The sequence below is a fragment of the Mesorhizobium sp. M0340 genome (assembly GCF_040321535.1).
In the GTDB taxonomy this organism is placed as follows: domain Bacteria; phylum Pseudomonadota; class Alphaproteobacteria; order Rhizobiales; family Rhizobiaceae; genus Mesorhizobium.
Window position 1 is genome coordinate 42,639 of the sequence record NZ_JAMYRR010000003.1, and the last position, 20,412, is coordinate 63,050.

Consider the following 20,412-nt stretch of genomic DNA (forward strand, 5'->3'; position numbering starts at 1 on the left):
GCGTGTAGGAACGGCTCTGCCAAGCGGCGCATTTCTGGAGCCATCCCGATTGAGGCTCGCCGCCTGCCCAGCCGGGCCATGACACCCAGCAAAATGAAAAACTGGACGGCGCCGATGATTTTGGCGATGCTTGCTTCGCACTTGCAGCATAGGCGTTTGGGCCGATGCATTTCAGAATGGCGGTGTGGCATTGAGCTGACGGGGCGAGGAAATCCGCAACGACTTCTGCAAACGAGAGGCATGTCCATGACATCATTCCAGGTCTGCGTGATCATCGCCGCACGCAATGCGGCGCGGACAATCCCGGCTGCCATTGCGTCGGCATTACGCGAACCTGAGGTTGCGGAAGTTGTCGTCGTCGATGACGCGTCCACCGACGATACGGCGAAAGTCGCCCACGCAGCCGGCGACGGCACCGGCCGCCTTTCCGTAATCCGCTTTGACGTCAATCGCGGCCCCTCCTTTGCACGCAACGCCGCGATAGCCGGTTCCAGGTCGCCGTTCATCAGCATTCTGGACGCTGATGATTTCTTTTTCGAAGGCAGGTTTCACAGACTGTTCGCCAGCACCGAGTGGGATTTCGCCGCAGACAACATCATGCTTGTCAGGGATGACGCGGCAACCGACGTTTCGAAAATTGTTGCTCCACCGTTCTCGCCCGAGCCGGAATTCCTCGATTTCGAGGGCTTCGTCGACGGCAATATCTCCAGGCGCCGCGTGCAACGCGGGGAACTGGGCTTCCTCAAGCCAGTGATCAGCCGCGCCTTCCTCGATCGGCATGGGCTGCGCTACGACGAGAAGCTGCGCCTGGGTGAAGACTATGAACTCTATGCGCGCGCGGTTGCCCATGGCGCGCGCTTCAAGGTCATCAAATCCTGTGGCTACGGCGCGATCGTGCGCGCCGATTCGCTGAGCGGACGGCACAAGACCCAGGACCTGAAGCATCTGGCCGATGCCGACCTGGCACTGCTTGCGATCGACAGTTTGCCGGAGGCATCGAAGGCTGCGCTGAGAAGGCACGAGCGGCACATCCGCGACAAATACCGGTTGCGGAAGTTTTTAGACGTGAAGGCTGAGCGCGGGTTGGCACCGGCCGCGGCCTACGCCTTGGCCGACTCGTCCAACCTCACAGCCGTTGTCCGCGGCGTCGCCTCCGACAAGCTGGATGCGCTGTTTCGCCGCGCTGGCCTCGCCGCGAAGCGTCAGCATCTGCCGCCGCTGCGCTTCCTCATGGCCGGAACCAGCACGGCCAGCGATAGCTAGGCCCGTCAACATGCGATGGCGGTAGCCACTGCGTTACCCTTAGGTCGGCTCGCACCATTTCAACGAGATTCATGAGTTTACGATCTAGGTGGTTGCCTATGGGCGCCGGGAATGGCAATCTATGTTGCGGTGCAGCAATTTTGGACGGCCAACCGAACTGGCCCGAGACATACCCTGTCGGAGGAGCTGGACGATGCAAGAAATGTCTTTTGAATGTGGACGGGCTCTAAGGCCGTTCACCAACTCGACGATGACGGGGCGCTGACTACATGGCCTCGATCTTTCGCTTCCGATCGAGAGATCCGGCGCGCGACACGCAGACCGACACCTCGCGCCTCGATCGCTTGGCAAAGCTGCTGGACCAGATCGCGGCCGAAGTCGAGGCGGAGAAGAGCGGACTTGAGAACCGCTACAGGACAACGGCCACCAATGCCGCCTTTCTGGTCGAGGCGATGGAGAACGGTTCGGTCTCCTCGCGCAGGTCTTCCGAAGTCGGCGAACTGACCAGGTCGATTCTGAATTGCGAGCGGCGCATCGCAGCGCTGTCGCGCCAGATGCAGATGATGAAGGATCTCCGTCATTCGCTGGATGAAATCTTCGAGCCGAAGCGGCAGAACGGTCCCGACATGAGGACTGATTTTGTGAAGCCCGCCGATTCCGGCACGGGCTGAGCGAACACCCTGGGTCGGCGCAATGGTTTAGGCACAACACGGAGCTTGGGAGCGACAGAGGTCAAGATCAGGTTGTTTCGTCACGGTTCGAACGATCGCTTTGGGGGCGCACAGCACAAGGTGAGTTTTGATATGAATGCAGATCTTAAAAGCACGTCCGCCCCGGCACCCCGCGGCACCCCGTTCACGCGCCCGATCTCAGGCAAGCTGCGGCCGCTCCGTTCAGACGGCGCGTTTCTGCTGATCGTTCTCGTCAGCCTGGTTGCGGGCCTGGTGCCCGTCCGTGCCCAGGACCTGCCAACCGCGCCGTCTTTTGTCGATGATTTCACCAGCCTCAGTCGCGCGCGCTGGTACATTTCCGACGGCTGGACGAACGGCAAGCATCAGAACTGCACCTGGTCCAAAAACCTGATCGGGCTTTCCGACGGCATGCTGACGCTCGGTTTCGAGAAGCGCAAGCTGAAGGATCGCGAATTCGCCTGCGCCGAGATCCAGACCAAGCAGCGCTTCGGCTACGGCACCTACGAGGCGCGGATGAAGACCGACACGGGCTCCGGCGTCAACGCGGCATTCTTCAGCTTCGTCGGCGATGCCGACAAGCAGCCGCATGATGAAATCGACTTCGAGGTGCTGACCAAGGACACGTCCAAGGTTCAGGTCAACGCCTACATAGCCGGCAAAGGCAAGAACGAGAAACTGGTCGACGTCGCCGGTGGCACCGACAAGGCCTTCAATGACTACGCCTTCGTCTGGGAAAAGGACCGGCTGCGCTGGTACGTCAACGGCAAGCTTGTCCACGAGATCACCGATCCGGCGAAGCTGCCCACCCATTCGCAAAGGATCTATTTCAGCCTGTGGGGCAGCGATACGATGAAGGGCTGGATGGGGCCGTTCTCGGATCCGGGCCGCAAGCTCACCATGCAGGTGGATCGCGTTGCGTTCACCGCACTCGGCCAGCCCTGCCAATTCCCGGAATCGCTGGCATGCAACACAAACTAGAAGCGCATCTGAACCGGCCGGGCCGAAGGTGGTCGGAAAACCGAAGCTTGAACAGGCCCGAAGCCTTGAACAGGAATGAAACCGAATGAATTTGACTGTCTTTGGAATCGGCTATGTCGGTCTTGTACAGGCGGCGGTGCTTGCCGAAGTCGGCCATCAGGTGGTCTGTGTCGACATCGATGCAAAAAAGGTCGAACGGCTCAACCAGGGCCATGTCCCGATTTTCGAGCCCGGGCTCGAAAACATGGTCAAGGAGAACCATGCCGCCGGCCGCATCAAGTTCACCACCGACGCCGCGGCGGCGATCAAACATGGACAGATCCAGATGATCGCCGTCGGCACGCCGCCGGGCGAGGATGGTTCGGCAGACCTCAAATATGTGCTGGCCGTCGCCGAGGCCATCGGTCGTGAGATGGACGCGCCCAAGATCGTCGTCGGCAAGTCGACCGTGCCGGTCGGCACCTGCGAAAGAATAAAGGCCAGGATCGCCGAGACGCTGAAGGCGCGCGGGCGCGAGGATCTGGTTTTCGACGTCGCCTCCAATCCGGAATTCCTCAAGGAAGGGTCCGCTGTGAGCGACTGCATGAAGCCCGACCGCATTATCGTCGGCACCAGCAACGAGGACACCGAGGCGGTGATGCGCGAGCTCTACGCGCCGTTCAACCGCAACCACGAAAAGATGATCGTGATGGACGTGCGCAGTGCCGAGTTCACCAAATACGCGGCCAATTGCATGCTGGCGACCAAGATAAGCTTCATGAATGAAATGGCCAACCTGGCCGAGCAACTGGGCGCCGACATCGAGGAGGTCCGCAAGGGCATCGGCAGCGACCCGCGGATCGGCTACCACTTCATCTATCCGGGCCTCGGCTATGGCGGCTCGTGCTTCCCGAAGGATGTGCGTGCCCTGATCAAGACCGCCGAGGCCGTCAAGTTCGACGCCAAGCTGCTGCGTGCCGTCGAGGAGCGCAACAACCAGCAGAAGTCGGTCCTGTTCGAGAAGGTGCACCGCTATTTCAAGGGCAATCTCAAAGGCAAGACCTTTGCGCTGTGGGGCCTGGCCTTCAAACCCAATACCGACGATATGCGCGAGGCCCCGGCCCGCACGCTGATGGAAGCGCTCTGGGCCGCCGGTGCCAATGTCCAGGCCTATGATCCGGAGGCGATGCAGGAATGCCAGGCGATCTACGGGCTGCGCGACGACCTGCAACTGTGCGGCACCAAGGAGGCCGCGCTGCGAGGCGCCGACGCGCTCTTGATCGTGACCGAGTGGAAGAGTTTCAGCGCGCCGTCCTTCGATGCATTGAAGAACGCGCTGACCAGGCCCGTCATCTTCGACGGACGCAATCTCTACGACCCCAAGGTCATTGCCCGCCACGGCATCGAATACCACAGCATCGGCAGAATGGCGGCGTGACGCCAGGGCGGTCCAGCAAGGAGCCAGGTCCATGAAAGTTCTGTTTGCAGGCGGCAACGGCTACACACCGCAGTTCAGCGGTGGCGTTCAGTCGAGCACGCACCATCTGGTCGAGCAGCTGCGCGAGCACGGTCATGACGCCTCGGTGCTGGCGGCGCTATTCGGTGACGGCATGTTCGGTTTCAAGGCGCGCGCCAAGATGAAGCTCCTTCGCCAGCGCGCGGTCATCGACAGCTATCCCGGCTATCCTGTCGTGCGGGCGTGGTTTCCCTGGGAGGCGGCCCGCTTCGCCGTCGAACGGCTCGATCCCGATGTCGCCGTCGTGCAGTGCCACAAATCGGTGCCGATCGGAAAGGCGCTGCAGGCGCTCGGCGTGCCGCTGGTGGTCTATCTGCGGAACGTCGAATTCCACGAATTGGCCGGCGACCTGCGCGAATTGCATTCGGCGCTTTATATCGCCAACTCCGAATTCACCGCGCGCACCTATAAGGAAAAGTTCGGCATCGACTCGACCGTAATCCCGCCGACCATCAATCCCGGGCTCTACAGCACGCCGACCACCGGCGAATTCGTCACGCTGATCAATCCTTACAATGAAAAAGGGTTCGAACTCGCCGTGCGCATCGCCGGCCAATGCCCCGAAATCCCGTTCCTGTTCGTCGAAAGCTGGAAGCTCGACGACGACCACCGGGCGCAGATCGAACGGATCATCGCGCCGCTACGCAACGTCAGGCTGGAAAGCCGCACCAGCGACATGAAGACCGTCTATGGCCGCACCAAGATCCTGCTGGCGCCCAGCAAATGGGAAGAAGCTTGGGGGCGGGTGGCATCCGAGGCCCATTGCAGCGGCATTCCAGTCGTCGGATCCCGCCGCGGCGGCCTGCCGGAAGCGATTGGCGCCGGCGGCGTTGTGCTCGACTATGACGCACCGCTCGACGACTGGGTCGCCGCGGTCAGGCGACTATGGAGCGACGAGGCCGAGTACGATCGGCTGTCGGCGGCGGCGCAGCTGTTTTCGGAGCGGCCGCAAATGAACCCCGACAGTCAGTTCACGACCTTCCTCGGCGTTCTCGACAACGCCAGGCAAGGCGCGCTGGAGCGTGCCGCCTGATGCATTTCGTCCAAAATCGTTTATGTCGCCCAACAGCCCGCTTTTGCGCCTGACCGGGGTGTGAGCGGCTTTGGGACAACAACATGCACAACACCAGACGCTTGAAGCGCCTCGCACGGCGGCGACGGGCGTCAGCCCTCATCCGTGCGAGCAGATCGCCGACCGGCCTCGAAAGATCGTCCATTCGATGAAGATTTGCTTCGTAGTTGATAAGTTCCCCTCTTTGTCGGAGACCTTCGTCCTTGACCAGATAGAAGGGTGCCTCGAGCGCGGCATGCTAGTCGGCGTCGTCTGCAACGAGACGTCCTTCGGCAAGGACAGCAACACCGACGATCGCCACTGGCAGGCTCTCCCTGGCAAGGTCGTCTGCTGGTGGGGCGGGCTGGGGCGCTTTCGCCCGACGCTCAGGAAATGGTCGGGCAGGTTCTGGGATAAGCTCTCGACCGCTGTCGACATCGCTTTTGCGCGCAAATTGCAGAACGCCGATGTGATCGTCGCGCATTTCGGCAATAACGGCATGCGCGTCGCCCGCGCCATGAAACGAGGCCGGATTTCCGCTCCTTTGGTGACCATATTCCACGGCCGCGACGTGGGGGAACCGCTGCATGACAACACGCTCACGCGCTATAAGGTTGTCTTCGACAAGGGCGTTCTCCAGCTCCCGGTGAACGCGTTTTTCCGCGATGCCCTGATCGGCGTCGGAGCACCCCCGGCGCAAGTCATGGTTCACCATATGGGCGTGCGGCCCGGTGAGATCGGCTACCATTGGCGTTCCTGGGAACGGGACACACTGTCCTTCATCTCGGTCTGCCGGCTGACCGAAAAGAAGGGCATCGAATTCGCCCTTCGGGCGCTCGCCAGCCTGCCGCGGCGCGACTGGGTCTATTCGGTGATTGGCGGCGGCGAATTGCTGGAAGAGTTGAAGAAGCTCGCCGCAAATCTCGGCATTGCCGACCGGGTGACTTTCCTCGGGCCGCGTCCGCACGCCGAGGTCAAGCAGCGCCTGCGCGACGCCCACGTATTCCTGTTGCCGAGCGTTGCCGCGCGAGACGGCGATCTCGAGGGTATTCCGGTGGCGTTGATGGAGGCTATGGCCGCCGGGCTGATCGTCGTCAGTACCTATCACTCGGGCATTCCCGAACTGATCGAAGATCAGGAGACAGGCTTCCTCGCGCCGGAGCGAGACGTTACGGCGTTGGCCCGCAAGCTTGTCTGGGTGGCCGAGAACCCGGACAAATGCGAGCGCATCGCACGTGCGGCGCGCCGTAAGATCGAGCAGGATTTCAACGCGGACGTGCTCAACGAACGTTTTGCGCAGATCGTTGTCCAGCTGGCCGAAGCCAGGCGCCCGGCATGAACGCCAACCCGCCCCCCCAGTTCGGTCGTGTCGCCCTGCGCGGCGGCGTGGTGACGATCGGCGCGCAAGGCTTCAAGATGGCGATCCAGTTTCTCTCCGTCATCGTGCTTGCGCGTCTGCTCGTGCCCGAGGATTTCGGCCTGGTGGCTTCCGTCGGTCCGATCGTGGCCTTTGTGGGGCTGCTTCAAAACCTTGGCCTGCAGCAGGCTGTGGTCCAGCGCAAGGATATCAGCACGGAGCAGCTCAACCAGGTATTCTGGATCAGTGCGTTGGTTGGGCTGGGCAGTGCCGCGATGGTGGCATGCCTGGCGCCCGCCATCGCCGCCTTCTACGGCGATCAACGCATGGTCGGGATCACCATCGGCTCTGCCTTGCCGCTGCTGCTTGGCAGCCTCGCCGCGGTGCCGCTGGCGCTGATGAACCGTCACTTGCGCTTTGGCCAGCTCGCGCTGAACGACGTGATTACCGCCGCTGCCGGACTTGCGACTACCGCAATCGCCGCCTATGCGGGACTGGGCTATTGGTCGCTGGTCATCGGCCCGGCGGTATCGGCTGTTGTCGCGCTGGCCGCGGCATGGCAGGTGGCGCGCTGGACGCCGTCGCGGCCGGACCTGAAGGTCGACACCGACATATTGTCCTTCGGCGCCAATCTGACCGGCTTCAATCTGGCCAACTTCTTCTCGCGCAATCTCGACAACATCCTGATCGGAAAATATTCGGGCGCGATCGAGCTCGGCTATTATGACCGCGCCTATAAGCTCCTGCTGTTCCCGCTGCAGAACATCAACCAGCCGCTGACACGCGTGATGGTGCCGCTGCTGAGCCGCATCCATGAGGACAAGGCGCGGTTTCGCGACATCTATGTGCGAACCAACTGGATGCTGGCGGCCGTCACCATGCCCGGCATCGCGGCGCTGACGCTGACGTCGGACCAGGTGGTGGGGCTTCTCTTCGGCGAGCGCTGGGCAGCGGTGGCGCCGATTTTCGCCTGGCTGGGCATCGCCAGCCTGATCCAGTCCGTCTCGAGCACCACGGGATGGATCTTCATCTGCCAGGGCAAGACCAAGACCATGTTCCACTGGGGCATCTACTCGTCGCTGACGACGGTCGCCGCCTTCATCATCGGATTGCACTGGGGGGCCGTCGGTGTCGCGGCGGCCTATGCAATCAGCGGCTATGTGCTGCGCGTCCCGGTGCTTGCCGTCCTGGTCCACCGGGTCGGCCCGGTGACCGCAGCCGACTTCCTGATCATGCAGGGGCTTTTCATCGTATCGTCGCTGCTTGCCTGGTCCGTGTACCGCGAGTTGCCGGCATCGCTGACCGGCCAATCAGACCTGCTCGCGGTGGTCCTGGCGGTTGCCCTCAACTATTCGATCGGCCTGATCCTCATGCTTGCCCTTCGCCAGTCGCGCAGCGCCCTGTTCACCACGCTTTCCAGCGCCATGCGCAACGCCCGCTAGGCGAGCGATCACCGGCCTCAAAAGCTCACCTGCCGACATCGCCGACGCATGCTCCTCAAGCACTGCCTGAAGGCTCGTCCTGCGATAGAGGTCGAGATTGGCGGTAAGTCTGCCGAGCTTCTCGCTCGCTTCCTCGGGCGTCACCGTATCGATGTCGAGCAGCAGGTCGGCGACGCCGATCCGCTTGGCAAGCTCCTTGGTCTTGAATTCATAGGCGATCGGCAGCACCGGCGTGCCGACGCAGAGCGACATGATCATCATATGCATGCGTGTTGCGACGACAAAGTCGAAGCCTTTCACCAGGGCCATCAATTGCTCCGGCGTGTGGAACGAAGCGTCCACGCTGACATGCTTGGCGATCTCCGGATCGAGTTCGGCAACGATCGCCCTCGCCGTCTTGGAATCGTCATGGGCGTATTCCGGCACGCCCTGGCAGGTGGAGACGAAGGTGACCTCCTTGGCGTGGTCCCTGACCAGGATAGTCGCGATCTCGCGGATCGAGTCGATGTAGCGGCGCATGCCGCCCTCGCCGTCGCTGACATAGTTCCAGTGACGGACGGAAATGGCGACGCGGCCGGTGACGGTCGCCGACTGGCCGGAGGCCAGAATTGTTCCGATCCTGTCAGTATCGGCCAGGGCAAAGACGGCGTCGGCCACGACGTGGCATTTGCCGGGGTCTTTCACCATGTCCACAATGTGGCCCCGCGAACGTTCGTCGCGCAGCAGGATGAGCGGGCTCCGGTCGAAGATCGGGCTCAACTCCTGGCGATTGTAACTTTTGTTGAACGGGCCGAGCGATTGTGTGAAGAAGACCGGGTCCTTGCCCAGAATCGCGTCGATCCTGAATTGATTGAGGCGCCGCTCCAGATTGTAGGTCTCGACGAGATAGGTTCCGCCTGTCGTGACCACGAGATCGGCGTCTTTGTAGATCTCGAGACCACGGCGATTGCTTGAGCTGAACAAACGCCCAACAAGGCCGCGGATGCCGAACCGCCGCAGGGCATTGAGGACGAGCCGATTGTAGATCGGCTTGAACAGGTTCTTCAGCCCGCTGCCGTATTTGTAGCGGAACAGCGATTCCGACAGCAGCTTGTGGAATTCGAGGTCCGGATAGTCCTTCTTCGTGTAGAGCCTCGCCGCCACCTCCGGCTGGCTGTCGAAGACGTAGAACTGGATGTCGTCCTGCACGATCGTCTTGAAAACATGGCGAATCGCCAGGAGAATCGCTGCATCCCCGGTATTCAGGCAGACGGTGTTTTCAACCGCGATCTTCATGGAATGACCTCATTTCGTGAGTAGTCCCGTGCTTCCATCGACGGGCGCGAAGGGGCGAATTGCAGGCGGGTTGGCCGAAAATGCTGCACGCCAAGGATGGTCCTCGCGTCGTGATTATTGGCGCGCAGTCCGATGGCAGGCCAGCGCGCGGTCCATGCGGCCCAAGCAGAGCGAGATTAACCCATCGATTTTGCAGTGCAACAAAAAACGTGGATCTTTGCTACGCTGCAACCAAAAATGTTGCGATGCAGCAAGAGGTGTACTAGCATCGTCGCGGGCGGGCCAACAGCGGTCGAGTTTTCATGCTGCATGTCTTGTACTTGGTACACGACGTCTCCGACCCGGCAGTGCGCCGGCGGATCATAATGCTCAAGGCCGGCGGCGCCCAGGTTACGCTGGCGGGCTTTCGTCGTACGGCAAGCGCAGTTGCTGATGTCGAGGGCTTGCAGCCGGTCGATCTCGGCCCGACTCGTGATGGCCGATTCGCCCAACGTCTGGCCGCGATCATGAAGGCGGTGGTCTCGACCGGCTCGAAGCTGGGCTCAATGCCACGGCCCGACCTCATTATCGCGCGCAATCTGGAAATGCTGGCGCTTGCCCGCCGCGCCAGGTCGGCTTTCCAGGCAACAGTGCCGATCGTCTACGAGTGCCTGGACATCCATCGCCTGCTGCTTCGCGACGATCCGCTGGGCTGGGCGATGCGCGGTGCGGAACGCTTCCTGGCCAGGGATGTGAAGCTTCTGGTGACTAGCTCTCCGGCCTTCATCGCCAACTATTTCAAGCCGTTCGGACAGGTTGCCGCCCCGGTCGAACTGCTCGAAAACAAGCATTTCGAGCCGGCCGCAGCTTCGCTGGATGACCGCATTACGGCGGAGAATCCCGTTGCGCCGCCGTGGCGAATCGGCTGGTTCGGTGCGCTCCGCTGCCGTCGCTCCCTGGAGCTTCTGGCCGAATTTTCGCGCCGCCTCGACGGCCGCTTTGAAATCGTCCTCAGAGGCCGGCCGGCGCTGTCCGAATTTCCCGATTTCCATGGTTTTGTTCAATCGGAACCCTGGCTGTCGTTTGGCGGGCCCTACCGCAATCCCGAGGATATGGCGGCGATCTACCACGAGGTTCACTTTTCCTGGGCCATCGACTTTTTTGAGCAGGGCCTGAACTCCGAATGGCTGCTGCCCAACCGGCTCTATGAAGGCTGCCGCTTCGGAGCTGTGCCGATTTCGATGGGAACCACCGAAACCGGCCGGTTCCTCGACCGGCAAGGCATCGGGGTTCTATTGTCAGATGCCACGCCCGAGGCGCTCGAAGCCGCCGTCGGCACGATGGAGCAGCATCGGTTCGAGACATTGAGGGCGCGTGTTCTCGCCCGCAATCCGCGCACCTGGAGCCACGATCGCGCCGATTGCCGGGCGTTTGTCGAAAAGCTCCGCGGGCTGACTGTGGCTCCCGGTCCATATGCTGCCGAAGCATTGGCATAGAAGGACTGCCGATGACGCAAACCGACATTCCATCCTGCATGATCGTGGTTCCGTGCCTGAACGAAGCGGCCCATATCGGCGCATTGCTTCGAGAGCTTCGCCCTGCGGCCGAGAGGCTGGGCGCCGTGATCATCGTTGCCGATGGCGGCAGTACGGACGGCACCCGGACGATCGTCGCGGATATCGCCGCAAAAGATCAGCGGGTTACCCTGCTGCACAATGAAAAGCGCTTGCAGAGCGCGGCGATCAATCTCGCCGTCGCCAGATTCGGGGAAGGCGTCGACTATCTCATTCGCATCGATGCGCACGGCGGCTATCCCGCGGATTATTGCGACCGGCTGATCGAAGAAGCGCAGGCCACCGGCGCGGATTCGGTGGTCGTCTCGATGCTGACCAGTGGCAGCGGCATGGTTCAGAAAGCAGCGGCAGCGGCGCAGAATTCCAGGCTCGGCACCGGCGGCTCCAAGCACCGGCACCTTTCGGCGGGGGAATGGGTCGATCATGGCCACCATGCGCTGATGCGGATATCGGCCTTCACCGCGGTCGGCGGCTATGACGAGACGTTCAGCCACAATGAGGATGCCGAACTCGACTATCGGCTCCGCCAGGCCGGCTACCGCATCTGGATGACCGGCAAGACGCAGATGGTCTACTACCCGCGCTCCTCGCTGAAGGGCCTCTATTTTCAGTATCTCGGCTATGGCCGTGGCCGGGCGAAGAACGTTCTCAAGCACCGCATGATCCCGAAGATCCGGCAAATGGTGCCGCTTCTGGTGTTCCCCGTGGTTCTTCTCGCCGCCTTTTCCTTCGTCCACTGGCTGGCGGCCGTGCCGCTTTTGCTATGGGCGTCGGTCTGCCTCGGCTACGGCTTTTGGACCGCCGTCAGCCAGCGCAAACCCGACATTGCGCTTGCCGGGGTCTCGGCAATGGTTATGCATTTCGGCTGGTCGGTCGGTTTCTGGCTGCAACTGCTCGCACCGCGACCGCAGCGCGAGGTAGCGTGATGGAGCCGGTCAGAAAAAATCGAAGCATCGATATCTGCATCTGCACATTTCGCCGGCCGGAGCTGGCCGACACGCTTCGCTCCATAGCGGCCATGGATATGCCCGTGGGATTCGACGTCGGTGTCATCATTGCGGACAACGACGATACGCCGACGGCCGAAACGCTGGTCGCCAGGCTGGCGGCCGAGTTGAAGCTGCCGGTGACCTACCGGCACGCCCCGGCCCGCAACATCTCGATCGCGCGCAACGCTTGCCTCGATGCCAGTGCGAGGGATTTCGTCGCCTTTATCGACGACGACGAGACGGCCACCGCCGGCTGGCTTGCCGAACTGGTGGCGACGGCGGAAGCTACTGGTGCTGCGGCCGTTCTCGGGCCGGTGCAAGCCCGTTACCGGGCGGATGCGCCCGCCTGGATGCGCAAGGGTGATTTCCACTCGACCCTACCGGTCTGGGTCCGCGGCGAGATCCGCACCGGCTATACCTGCAACGTCCTGCTCAGGATTGGGGCTGAGAGCCTGCGCGGCCGGCGTTTCAGCCTGGCACGTGGCCAGACCGGCGGCGAAGATACGGAATTCTTCGACCAGATGGTCAAGGCCGGCGGCCGCATCGCCTTTTCGCCGGAGGCTTGGGTCGACGAAACGGTGCCACCTGCCAGGGCGGCATTCGACTGGCTCGGCCGCCGCCGGTTCCGCGTCGGGCAGACGCACGGTCATCTTCTGGGGCGCAACGTACACGGCCTTGCCCGGCTCAAGCAGGTCGGCATTGCCGCGGCAAAGGCCGCCTACAGCTTCCTGTCGGCAATTCCGGTCGCCATCGACCCCGTGCGCCGGAACCGCAGCCTGCTTCGCGGCATTATGCATGTCGGCGTCGTCAGCGGCCTCGTCGGGGTTCGTGAAATCCGCCAATACGGCCTGTCTTCGCCGCAGCAAGGGGGCAAGCGTGCAGCCTGACGTGAGCTTCGTGATTGCCGCCTACAATGCCGAGGCGACCATCGATCGGGCGATCGCCAGCGCCATTGCCCAGCGCAATGTCAGTGTCGAGGTCATCGTCGTCGACGACGGGTCGGCCGACCGGACGCTCGATCTGGCGAGATCCTACCCCAAAGGCATCGTACGCGTGGTCGCGCTTGAGCAAAACCGTGGCCCCGGCGGCGCCAGGAACGCCGGCCTTGAACTTGCCCGCGGCAGATGGGTCGCGGTCCTCGATTCCGACGACGCGGTCTATCCCGGGCGAAGCTGCACCATGATCGAACGCGCGGAGAAGGCGGGCGCCGAGATCGCGGTCGACAATCTGCAGGTCGTTCGCGAGGACGGCGTTGCCGATGAGACGATGTTCCCGGCCGACTATCTGGAAGGGCTCGGTGAAATCTCGCTGGCGGATTACATCGCAGGCAATGTGGTCTTCGAATCGAGATTCAATCTCGGCTATCTCAAGCCAATCTTCCAGCGCCGGTTCCTGAACGAAAACGGGCTCCGCTACGATGAAAGCTTGATCATCGGCGAAGACTATATCCTCCTGGCCAATGCTCTGGCCAAAGGCGGCAAATGCGTGGTCGAACCGACGACAGGCTATGTCTACCACATCCGCACCGGCTCCATTTCCCGGGTGCTGGAGCTTCATCACGTCGAGGCGATGCGAAGGGCCGATGCCATATTCGCCGGAACCCATTCCATGGATGCTGCGGCCGCGGCGGCGTTTGCCAGGCGCGCTCGCAGCCTGCGGCGGGCGGCGTCATTCCTGTCGCTGGTTCAGCACATCAAGGCGCGGTCCCCACTCAAGGCGATATGGACGGCGCTCAGCGATCCGGCGGCGGTTCGGCATATGAGCATGCCGATCGCCGTCCGGCTGCGAAGGGTGGCGGCACAGTTTGCCGTAGTGGCGGGGAGGTGAAGGGCTGCGGGCGAATGAAGACAGTTTTCGCCGCCTGCGACGGGTTGAAATCGATCAGAAGGAATATGCAATGAAAAAAGTCAGGAAGGCAGTCATACCGGTGGCAGGGCTTGGAACGCGGTTCCTGCCGGCGACCAAATCCATGCCGAAGGAAATGCTGCCGGTGGTCGACAGGCCTGTCGTGCAATATGCGGTGGATGAGGCGTTCGAGGCAGGCATCGAGCACATCGTCTTCGTTACCGGCCGCAACAAGGCGGTGATCGAGGACTATTTCGACCTGCATCCTGAACTGATCGGAACCCTGGAGCAGAGCGGCAAGAAGGAGCAGCTTGAAGCGCTCGAAAGCCTGCTTCCCGTCGCCGGCGCGACAAGTTTCATCCGCCAGCAGTCGCCGCAGGGCCTCGGCCATGCCGTGTGGTGCGCGCGCGAAGTCATCGGCGACGAGCCCTTTGCATTGCTTTTGCCGGACATGGTGTCCTTTGGCGGGCGCGGCTGTCTCGCCGAAGTCGCCGATCTTTATGCACAGACCGGCGCAAACGTCATTGCCGTCGAGCGTTGCGATCCGACCGAGACCAGCAAGTACGGCATTGTCGGCCGCGGCGCGGATGTCGGCACTGGCTTCGAGGTGACGGCCATGGTCGAAAAGCCGGCTCCGGCCAACGCCCCGTCGAACTTTTACATCAACGGCCGCTACATCCTGCAGCCCGAGATATTCTCGCTGCTGGGCAGCCAGCAACGCGGCGCCGGCAACGAGATCCAACTGACCGACGCGATGGTGCGCCTCGCACAGACGCAAGCCTTCTTCGCCCAGCCTTTCGACGGCCGCATGTTCGACTGCGGTTCGAAGGAGGGCTTTATCCAGGCCAATATCGCTTTCGCGCTGGCGCGGGAGGATATGAAGGGCCCGATCTTCGATATGCTGCAGGAATTCGTCCGGTCGCATCAGCGTCGGGAAGAAGCCGCATAATGTCCATTTTTTCGAGGCATTGTGGGTGCGGCTGATGAGGCAGGACAGGCCCGTTGCGCCGCGCGTAACGCGCACTGTCCGGCGCAAGGTTTGCACCCTATGTCCCGACCTTCGAGGCGGTAGCGCCTGCAAACTAGAATTGGACCGAAGATGAACTATGCCAATTTTCCTGTCGAGAAGAGGACGCCATTGCCGGCTTCCAGTGCGGCAAACGCCGAAGACTTCATCGACATCGAGCGCCTGCTTGGCATGGCCGCGCGGCAGGCGAAAGTGGTTGCCGCCTGTGCCGTCATCGGTCTCTTTCTCGGCGTCCTCTACTTACAGACGACGCCTCCTACCTATGTGGCGACGAGCAGCGTGCTGATCGACGAAGGATTGAACAAGGTCGTCGATGACATTTCGGCGGCGTCGGTCAGCATGCAGACCGACTCCGCCGTTCTAAGCCAGATCGAAATTCTGCAGTCGGCCAGGCTGGCGGGGGTGGTCGTCGACAAGCTGAAGCTCGATCAGAACGACGCTTTCATGAACCCTCCGACGTCGGCTCTGTCGAAGGTCGCAGGCTTTGTACGCGGGATCATCCAGTCTGTCCGCCCCAAGCGCGCCGCTAGCACGACCGACGTCACTCAGCTTGATGCTGCGACGCGTGACGCGATCACCGCATCGTCGTCGCCCCGCGACTACGCAATCTTCAAACTGCAGAACCAACTCGACGCCGAGCGGATCGGCCGAAGCTTTGTCATCAGCATCTCCTTCCAGGCGACGGATCCGGCGCTTGCGACCGCCATCACCAAGGCCTATGCCGACGCCTATCTCGCCGATCAGCTCGATGCCAGCTTCGACGCGACCGAGCGGGCGGCGGTCTGGCTGCAAGGCCGGCTGACCGAGCTTCGTGAGAGCTCCCAGGCGGCCGCACTGGCGGTCGAAAAGTTCAGGGCCGAACATGGATTGGCCGTCAATGACGGCCAGCTGATCAGCGACAAGCAACTGTCCGATCTCAACACCCAGCTGATCGTCGCGCAGGCCGATACCGCACGTGCCGGCGCCCGCTATCAGCAGTACAAGTCGATCGTCGAAAGCGGCTCGGACAATGCGTTCAAGGACGCTGCGATATCGAACGACCAGCCGAGCAGCTCGGTCATCACGACGCTCAAGAACCGCTATCTCACCGTCGCCAAGCGGCAGCAGGATGTCGAAGCCAATTTCGGCCCGCAACATCCGCAGGCCGTCGCGCTCGCCAAGGAGAAGGCCGACATATCGGCGCAGATTTTCGGCGAGCTGAAGCAGCTCACCGAAAGCTACCGCAACGAATACGAGGTCGCTCTGGCGCGCGAGACCGCGCTCCGCGCAAATGTCGCCTTGGCGGCAGGCAAGAGCTCCATCGACAACCAGTCGCAGGTCAAGCTGCGTGAACTGGAGCAGAAGGCGACGGCGCTCTCGACGCTCTATCAGACATTCCTGAACCGCTATGAAGAGGCTGCACAGCAGCAATCCTTCCCGGTCGGCAAGATCCGGGTCATCTCCGATGCGACGATGCCGCAGTCGGCCGCAACCCCGCGGACGGCCATCGTGCTGGGGCTTTCGCTGGCGCTTGGCATAATGATGGGGGCCGGGGTTGGCGGCCTGAATGAATTCAGGGAACGGTTCTTCAGGACCGGCGAGGATGTGCGCGACCGCGTCGGCCTCAGATTCCTCGGCTACCTGCCGGTCATCGGCAAGGCTGGGAAGGACGACCAGCGCGACGACGGTCAGCCCGACGTCAAGGCCTCCGAAACCAGGACTGCCAAGTCCTCCAAATCCCAGTCCTCCAAGACATTGTCGGCAGCCGAAAAACGTGCGCGCATGCGGGTAACCGTCGATGCACCGGCGTCAATGTTCTCCGAGACGCTGCGCAACGCCAAGATCGCCTTCGATGTCGTGATGGAAGGCCAGGGCAGCCGGGTCATTGGTGTGATTTCGGTGCTGCCCGGCGAAGGCAAGTCGACGGTTGCCGCCAATCTTGCCGGGCTGCTTGCGGCCAACGGATCGAAAACGCTGCTGATCGACGGTGACTTGCGCAACCCCGGCCTCAGCCGCAGCCTTGGCATGGAGGCCGAGCAAGGCCTGATGGAAGCGGTGGTGAGCGGGCGGACCTGGCAGTCGGTCGGCAAGATCGACCGGCAGACCAAGTTGGCGATCATCCCGGCCGTCCTGCGTGGCCATTTTTCGCACACCAGCGAGCTTCTGTCTTCGGCCGGCATGCGGCGCTTCATTGACAATGCCAAGGAAACTTTCGAATACATCATCGTCGATCTGCCTCCGCTCGGGCCAGTCGTCGACGCCAAGGCCTTCGCCCCACTTGTCGACGGTTTCGTGCTGGTCGCCGAGTGGGGACGCACGCCGCGGGCAATGGTGCAGTCCGTGCTGAGCTCAGAACCCTATATCGCCAAGAAGATCGTCGGCGCGGTTCTGAACAAGGTCGAATTGAAGAAACTGGCCAAGTATGGCTCGATCGGCGGCTCCGAAAGATTCTTCGACAAATATTCGAGCTACTATCTGGAAAAATCGGAAGCGCGCACAAAGGCGGCCGCCTGAGCGACGGATATCGCGCTCAGGAAAATATCAGCCTGGCGCGTTTGTCGGCGATCCTGACTGCGGTCAGCCGGCCGCTTTGGAAGGCGCCCGTGTCGATGCCAAGCCGGCGTCCCTCGAGCTTCGGAAGCTCGACCGGCGTATGCCCGTGCACCACATAGCGGTCGAGAAGATGCGCGGCTTCGAAGAACTCCGAGCGGATGTTGAGCAGGTCGTCCTCGTCTTGTGCGGCGAGGTCGATGCCCGGCCTGATGCCGGCATGAACGAATACGAATTTCGCCGAACAGACCATGACCGGCAGCGCACGCATGAAACTGACGTGGTCGGCGGGAATGATCTCCCGAATGCGCCTGTCGACCTCCTCGTTTGAACCGTAGAGATCGGCCATGCGGTCCGGGTCGACGCCGTAGGAAAACAGCGTTTGCAGGCCGCCTATCGCCAGCCACGACTCTCTCGAAATGATCCCGTCGAGATAGTTCAGCATCACGACTTCGTGGTTACCGGCAAGGCAGATACGCTGGAAGCCTTGGAGTGGCGGCGCCAGCAGATGATCGAGCACGCGCGCCGACTGCGGGCCACGATCGACGTAGTCGCCGAGCATGATGATCAGCTTGCGCCCTCCGAAGGATGCCGAATCGAGCAGGATGTTCTGCTCCAGGGAGCGAAGCTCCTTATAGCAGCCATGCACGTCGCCGATCGCATAGACGACTGAGTCCCGGACATCGATCTCGAGCCGCTGGCGCGCGGCGGTCCGGGTGTTTCTCGATCGCTGGAACAAGGTCACGAATGGCGTCCCGTATGGCTGTGAATGCGCCTCGATCTCGAAACAACATGGCGACGCAGCGCGTGGATACCATGTCTGGCACCGGTCGTTCCATACCGGAGCTTCGGACGCAACTCGGCTTACAGGCCGATGCCACGGCCCTTCAGCGCGGCGGTGATCTCGTCGAGGATGGCGGGGTCGTCGATTGTCGCCGGCATGGCCCATTCCTCCTTGTCGGCGATCTTCTGCATGGTGCCGCGCAGGATCTTGCCGGAGCGCGTCTTCGGCAGGCGCTTGATCGTCACTACCGTCTTGAAGGCTGCGACAGGGCCGATCCGTTCGCGCACCAGCGTGACCACCTCGCTCTCGATGATCCCTGCATCGCGGTCGACGCCCGCATTCAGCACGACGAAGCCGAGTGGAACCTGGCCCTTCATCGCATCGGCAATGCCGACGACGGCGCATTCGGCAACGTCGGGATGCGCGGCCAGCACCTCCTCCATGGCGCCGGTCGAGAGCCGGTGGCCGGCGACATTGATGATGTCGTCAGTGCGGGCCATGACATAGAGATAACCGTCCTCGTCCATCATGCCGGCATCCGCGGTCTTGTAGAAGCCGGGGAATTCCTCGAGATAGGCTTGGCGAAACCGCTCGTCGGCATTCCACAGCGTCGGCAGGCAGCCGGGGGGCAGCGGCAATTTCACCACGACATTGCCAAGCGTACCACGCTTGACCTCATGCCCGGCATCGTCGAGCACGCGGATGTCATAGCCGGGCATCGGCACGCCGGGCGAGCCGTATTTGACCGGCAGCAGGCCCAGTCCGGCGGGGTTGATGGTCATCGGCGAGCCGGTCTCGGTTTGCCACCAATGGTCGATCACCGGCACGTTCAATTTCTGCTCCGCCCATTTGATGGTTTCCGGATCGGCGCGCTCGCCGGCGAGGAACAAAGTACGGAATTTGGACAGGTCGTATTTCGGGACGAATTCGCCCTTCGGGTCCTGTCCTTTGATGGCGCGGAAGGCGGTTGGCGCGGTGAACAGCGCGACGACGCCGTGCTCGGCAATCACCCGCCAATAGGTGCCGGCATCGGGCGTGCCGACCGGCTTGCCCTCGAACAGCACGGTCGTGCAGCCATGCAGCAGCGGGCCGTAGACGATGTAGGAATGGCCGACCACCCAGCCGACATCGGAAGCCGCCCAAAACACTTCGCCCGGCTTGACGCCGAACTCGTTTTCCATCGACCATTTCAGCGCGGCCATATGGCCGCCATTGTCGCGCACGATGCCTTTCGGCTGGCCGGTCGTGCCCGACGTGTAGATGATGTAGAGCGGATCGGTGGCAAGCACCGGAACACAGTCGACATTGGCGCCGGCGGCCCGCTCACGCGCCACGGCGTCGGCATAGTCGATATCGCGATTTTCCCTGAGCTCGCAGCGCATTTGGTCGCGCTGCAGGATGAGGCAGGCTTCGGGCTGGTGCCGCGACATCTCGATCGCTTTGTCGAGCAGCGGTTTATAGGCAACGACGCGCCCTGGCTCCAGGCCGCAGGAAGCGGAGATGATCAGCTTCGGCTTGGCATCGTCGATGCGGGTGGCGAGCTCATGCGAGGCAAAGCCGCCGAAGACCACCGAATGAACGGCGCCGATCCGCGCACAGGCAAGCATGGCGAAGGCTGCTTCCGGTACCATCGGCATGTAGATGATGACGCGATCGCCTTTTTGGATGCCACGATTCTTGAGCACCGAGGTCAGCGCGACCACCTCGCGCTTCAACTCGGCATAGGTGAACTTCCTGATTGTGCCCGAAATCGCGCTGTCATGAATCAACGCGATCTGGTCGGCACGGCCGCCCGCCACGTGGCGGTCGACGGCATTGAAGCAGGTGTTGCAGGAAGCGCCGTTGAACCACCGGCCATAGAGACCGGCATTGGCGTCGAATACGGTCTCGAAGGGCGAGAACCAGTCGATAGCGCCCGCGGCATCGGCCCAGAACTTTTCCGGGTCGCGTTTCCAGCCGTCATAAACCTCGTGGTAGCGTGACGCCATCCAGCTTCCTCCCCAGGAATGTTTGCTGTCCTTGAAATAGCGTATGCTGGTTTGTGTAACCATGTATTTGTGCGTTTCGTTTGCCGTCGTTCTAATTCGGCCGCAAATGCAAGGTCGTTGTGGTCTGCGGGGCTGGTATCGACC

Annotated in this window: 15 protein-coding genes and 1 pseudogene; 13 read left to right on the plus strand and 3 right to left on the minus strand. The window is 62.1% G+C overall.

Going from position 1 to position 20,412, the window contains the following annotated elements:
- The first annotated feature begins 240 nt into the window (after positions 1-240).
- The 7 genes from NKI79_RS04990 (at position 241) to NKI79_RS05020 (ending at position 8,278) form a co-directional block, all read left to right on the plus strand.
- Entirely contained in the window at positions 241-1,263 is a 1,023-nt protein-coding gene (locus NKI79_RS04990) for a glycosyltransferase family 2 protein (RefSeq protein WP_352800599.1), read from the plus strand.
- A gap of 269 nt (positions 1,264-1,532) precedes the next feature.
- Positions 1,533-1,934: a hypothetical protein gene (locus NKI79_RS04995; protein ID WP_254816092.1), complete on the plus strand. Its 402-nt coding sequence runs from the start codon at positions 1,533-1,535 to the stop codon at positions 1,932-1,934.
- Between the two features lie 132 nt (positions 1,935-2,066).
- Positions 2,067-2,933 (plus strand): endo-1,3-1,4-beta-glycanase ExoK, encoded by an 867-nt coding sequence (gene exoK, locus NKI79_RS05000; RefSeq protein ID WP_352479829.1) that lies wholly within the window; start codon positions 2,067-2,069, stop codon positions 2,931-2,933.
- An 85-nt stretch (positions 2,934-3,018) separates the two neighbouring features.
- A complete protein-coding gene (locus NKI79_RS05005; protein WP_254816094.1) occupies positions 3,019-4,350 on the plus strand; it encodes a UDP-glucose dehydrogenase family protein in 1,332 nt (443 codons plus the stop codon).
- Positions 4,351-4,381: 31 nt separating this feature from the next.
- Entirely contained in the window at positions 4,382-5,461 is a 1,080-nt protein-coding gene (locus tag NKI79_RS05010) for a glycosyltransferase (protein ID WP_352800225.1), read from the plus strand.
- A 187-nt stretch (positions 5,462-5,648) separates the two neighbouring features.
- On the plus strand, positions 5,649-6,818 hold the full coding sequence (locus tag NKI79_RS05015; protein ID WP_352800227.1) for a glycosyltransferase: 1,170 nt from the start codon (positions 5,649-5,651) through the stop codon (positions 6,816-6,818).
- Complete coding sequence (locus NKI79_RS05020) at positions 6,815-8,278, plus strand: lipopolysaccharide biosynthesis protein (RefSeq protein WP_352800229.1); 1,464 nt, start codon at positions 6,815-6,817, stop codon at positions 8,276-8,278. Before NKI79_RS05015 ends, NKI79_RS05020 begins: the two co-directional genes overlap by 4 nt.
- 222 nt (positions 8,279-8,500) lie before the next feature.
- On the opposite strand, the pseudogene NKI79_RS05025 reads toward NKI79_RS05020, so the two are convergent.
- Positions 8,501-9,553 (minus strand): annotated as a pseudogene (locus tag NKI79_RS05025) (polysaccharide pyruvyl transferase family protein); the annotation flags it as partial.
- Positions 9,554-9,855: 302 nt separating this feature from the next.
- Here NKI79_RS05025 and NKI79_RS05030 point away from each other — a divergent pair.
- From NKI79_RS05030 to NKI79_RS05055, 6 genes are all read left to right on the plus strand, one after another.
- Entirely contained in the window at positions 9,856-11,028 is a 1,173-nt protein-coding gene (locus NKI79_RS05030) for a glycosyltransferase family protein (RefSeq protein WP_352800231.1), read from the plus strand.
- Positions 11,029-11,039: 11 nt separating this feature from the next.
- On the plus strand, positions 11,040-12,032 hold the full coding sequence (locus tag NKI79_RS05035; RefSeq protein WP_254816099.1) for a glycosyltransferase family 2 protein: 993 nt from the start codon (positions 11,040-11,042) through the stop codon (positions 12,030-12,032).
- Positions 12,032-12,982, plus strand: coding sequence for a glycosyltransferase family 2 protein (locus NKI79_RS05040; RefSeq protein WP_352800232.1), 951 nt, complete (start codon positions 12,032-12,034; stop codon positions 12,980-12,982). Before NKI79_RS05035 ends, NKI79_RS05040 begins: the two co-directional genes overlap by 1 nt.
- Entirely contained in the window at positions 12,972-13,922 is a 951-nt protein-coding gene (locus NKI79_RS05045) for a glycosyltransferase family 2 protein (RefSeq protein WP_352800234.1), read from the plus strand. The genes NKI79_RS05040 and NKI79_RS05045 overlap by 11 nt, the downstream gene beginning before the upstream one ends.
- Positions 13,923-13,992: 70 nt before the next feature.
- A complete protein-coding gene (locus NKI79_RS05050; protein WP_352800235.1) occupies positions 13,993-14,889 on the plus strand; it encodes a UTP--glucose-1-phosphate uridylyltransferase in 897 nt (298 codons plus the stop codon).
- Between the two features lie 150 nt (positions 14,890-15,039).
- Complete coding sequence (locus NKI79_RS05055) at positions 15,040-17,460, plus strand: polysaccharide biosynthesis tyrosine autokinase (RefSeq protein ID WP_352751974.1); 2,421 nt, start codon at positions 15,040-15,042, stop codon at positions 17,458-17,460.
- 16 nt (positions 17,461-17,476) lie between these two features.
- Here NKI79_RS05055 and NKI79_RS05060 read toward each other — a convergent pair whose 3' ends face one another.
- A complete protein-coding gene (locus tag NKI79_RS05060; protein ID WP_352800236.1) occupies positions 17,477-18,241 on the minus strand; it encodes a metallophosphoesterase family protein in 765 nt (254 codons plus the stop codon).
- Positions 18,242-18,360: 119 nt separating this feature from the next.
- Complete coding sequence (locus NKI79_RS05065; protein WP_352800237.1) at positions 18,361-20,268, minus strand: propionyl-CoA synthetase; 1,908 nt, start codon at positions 20,266-20,268, stop codon at positions 18,361-18,363.
- Between the last annotated feature and the right edge of the window lie 144 nt (positions 20,269-20,412).

Bases quoted from the DNA above. Each gene is read 5' to 3' on its own strand.
- NKI79_RS04990 (WP_352800599.1), top strand. From the start codon at position 241: ATGTCCATGACATCATTCCAGGTCTGCGTGATCATCGCCGCACGCAAT.
- NKI79_RS04995 (WP_254816092.1), top strand. From the start codon at position 1,533: ATGGCCTCGATCTTTCGCTTCCGATCGAGAGATCCGGCGCGCGACACG.
- exoK (WP_352479829.1), top strand. From the start codon at position 2,067: ATGAATGCAGATCTTAAAAGCACGTCCGCCCCGGCACCCCGCGGCACC.
- NKI79_RS05005 (WP_254816094.1), top strand. From the start codon at position 3,019: ATGAATTTGACTGTCTTTGGAATCGGCTATGTCGGTCTTGTACAGGCG.
- NKI79_RS05010 (WP_352800225.1), top strand. From the start codon at position 4,382: ATGAAAGTTCTGTTTGCAGGCGGCAACGGCTACACACCGCAGTTCAGC.
- NKI79_RS05015 (WP_352800227.1), top strand. From the start codon at position 5,649: ATGAAGATTTGCTTCGTAGTTGATAAGTTCCCCTCTTTGTCGGAGACC.
- NKI79_RS05020 (WP_352800229.1), top strand. From the start codon at position 6,815: ATGAACGCCAACCCGCCCCCCCAGTTCGGTCGTGTCGCCCTGCGCGGC.
- NKI79_RS05030 (WP_352800231.1), top strand. From the start codon at position 9,856: ATGCTGCATGTCTTGTACTTGGTACACGACGTCTCCGACCCGGCAGTG.
- NKI79_RS05035 (WP_254816099.1), top strand. From the start codon at position 11,040: ATGACGCAAACCGACATTCCATCCTGCATGATCGTGGTTCCGTGCCTG.
- NKI79_RS05040 (WP_352800232.1), top strand. From the start codon at position 12,032: ATGGAGCCGGTCAGAAAAAATCGAAGCATCGATATCTGCATCTGCACA.
- NKI79_RS05050 (WP_352800235.1), top strand. From the start codon at position 13,993: ATGAAAAAAGTCAGGAAGGCAGTCATACCGGTGGCAGGGCTTGGAACG.
- NKI79_RS05055 (WP_352751974.1), top strand. From the start codon at position 15,040: ATGAACTATGCCAATTTTCCTGTCGAGAAGAGGACGCCATTGCCGGCT.
- NKI79_RS05065 (WP_352800237.1), bottom strand. From the start codon at position 20,268: ATGGCGTCACGCTACCACGAGGTTTATGACGGCTGGAAACGCGACCCG.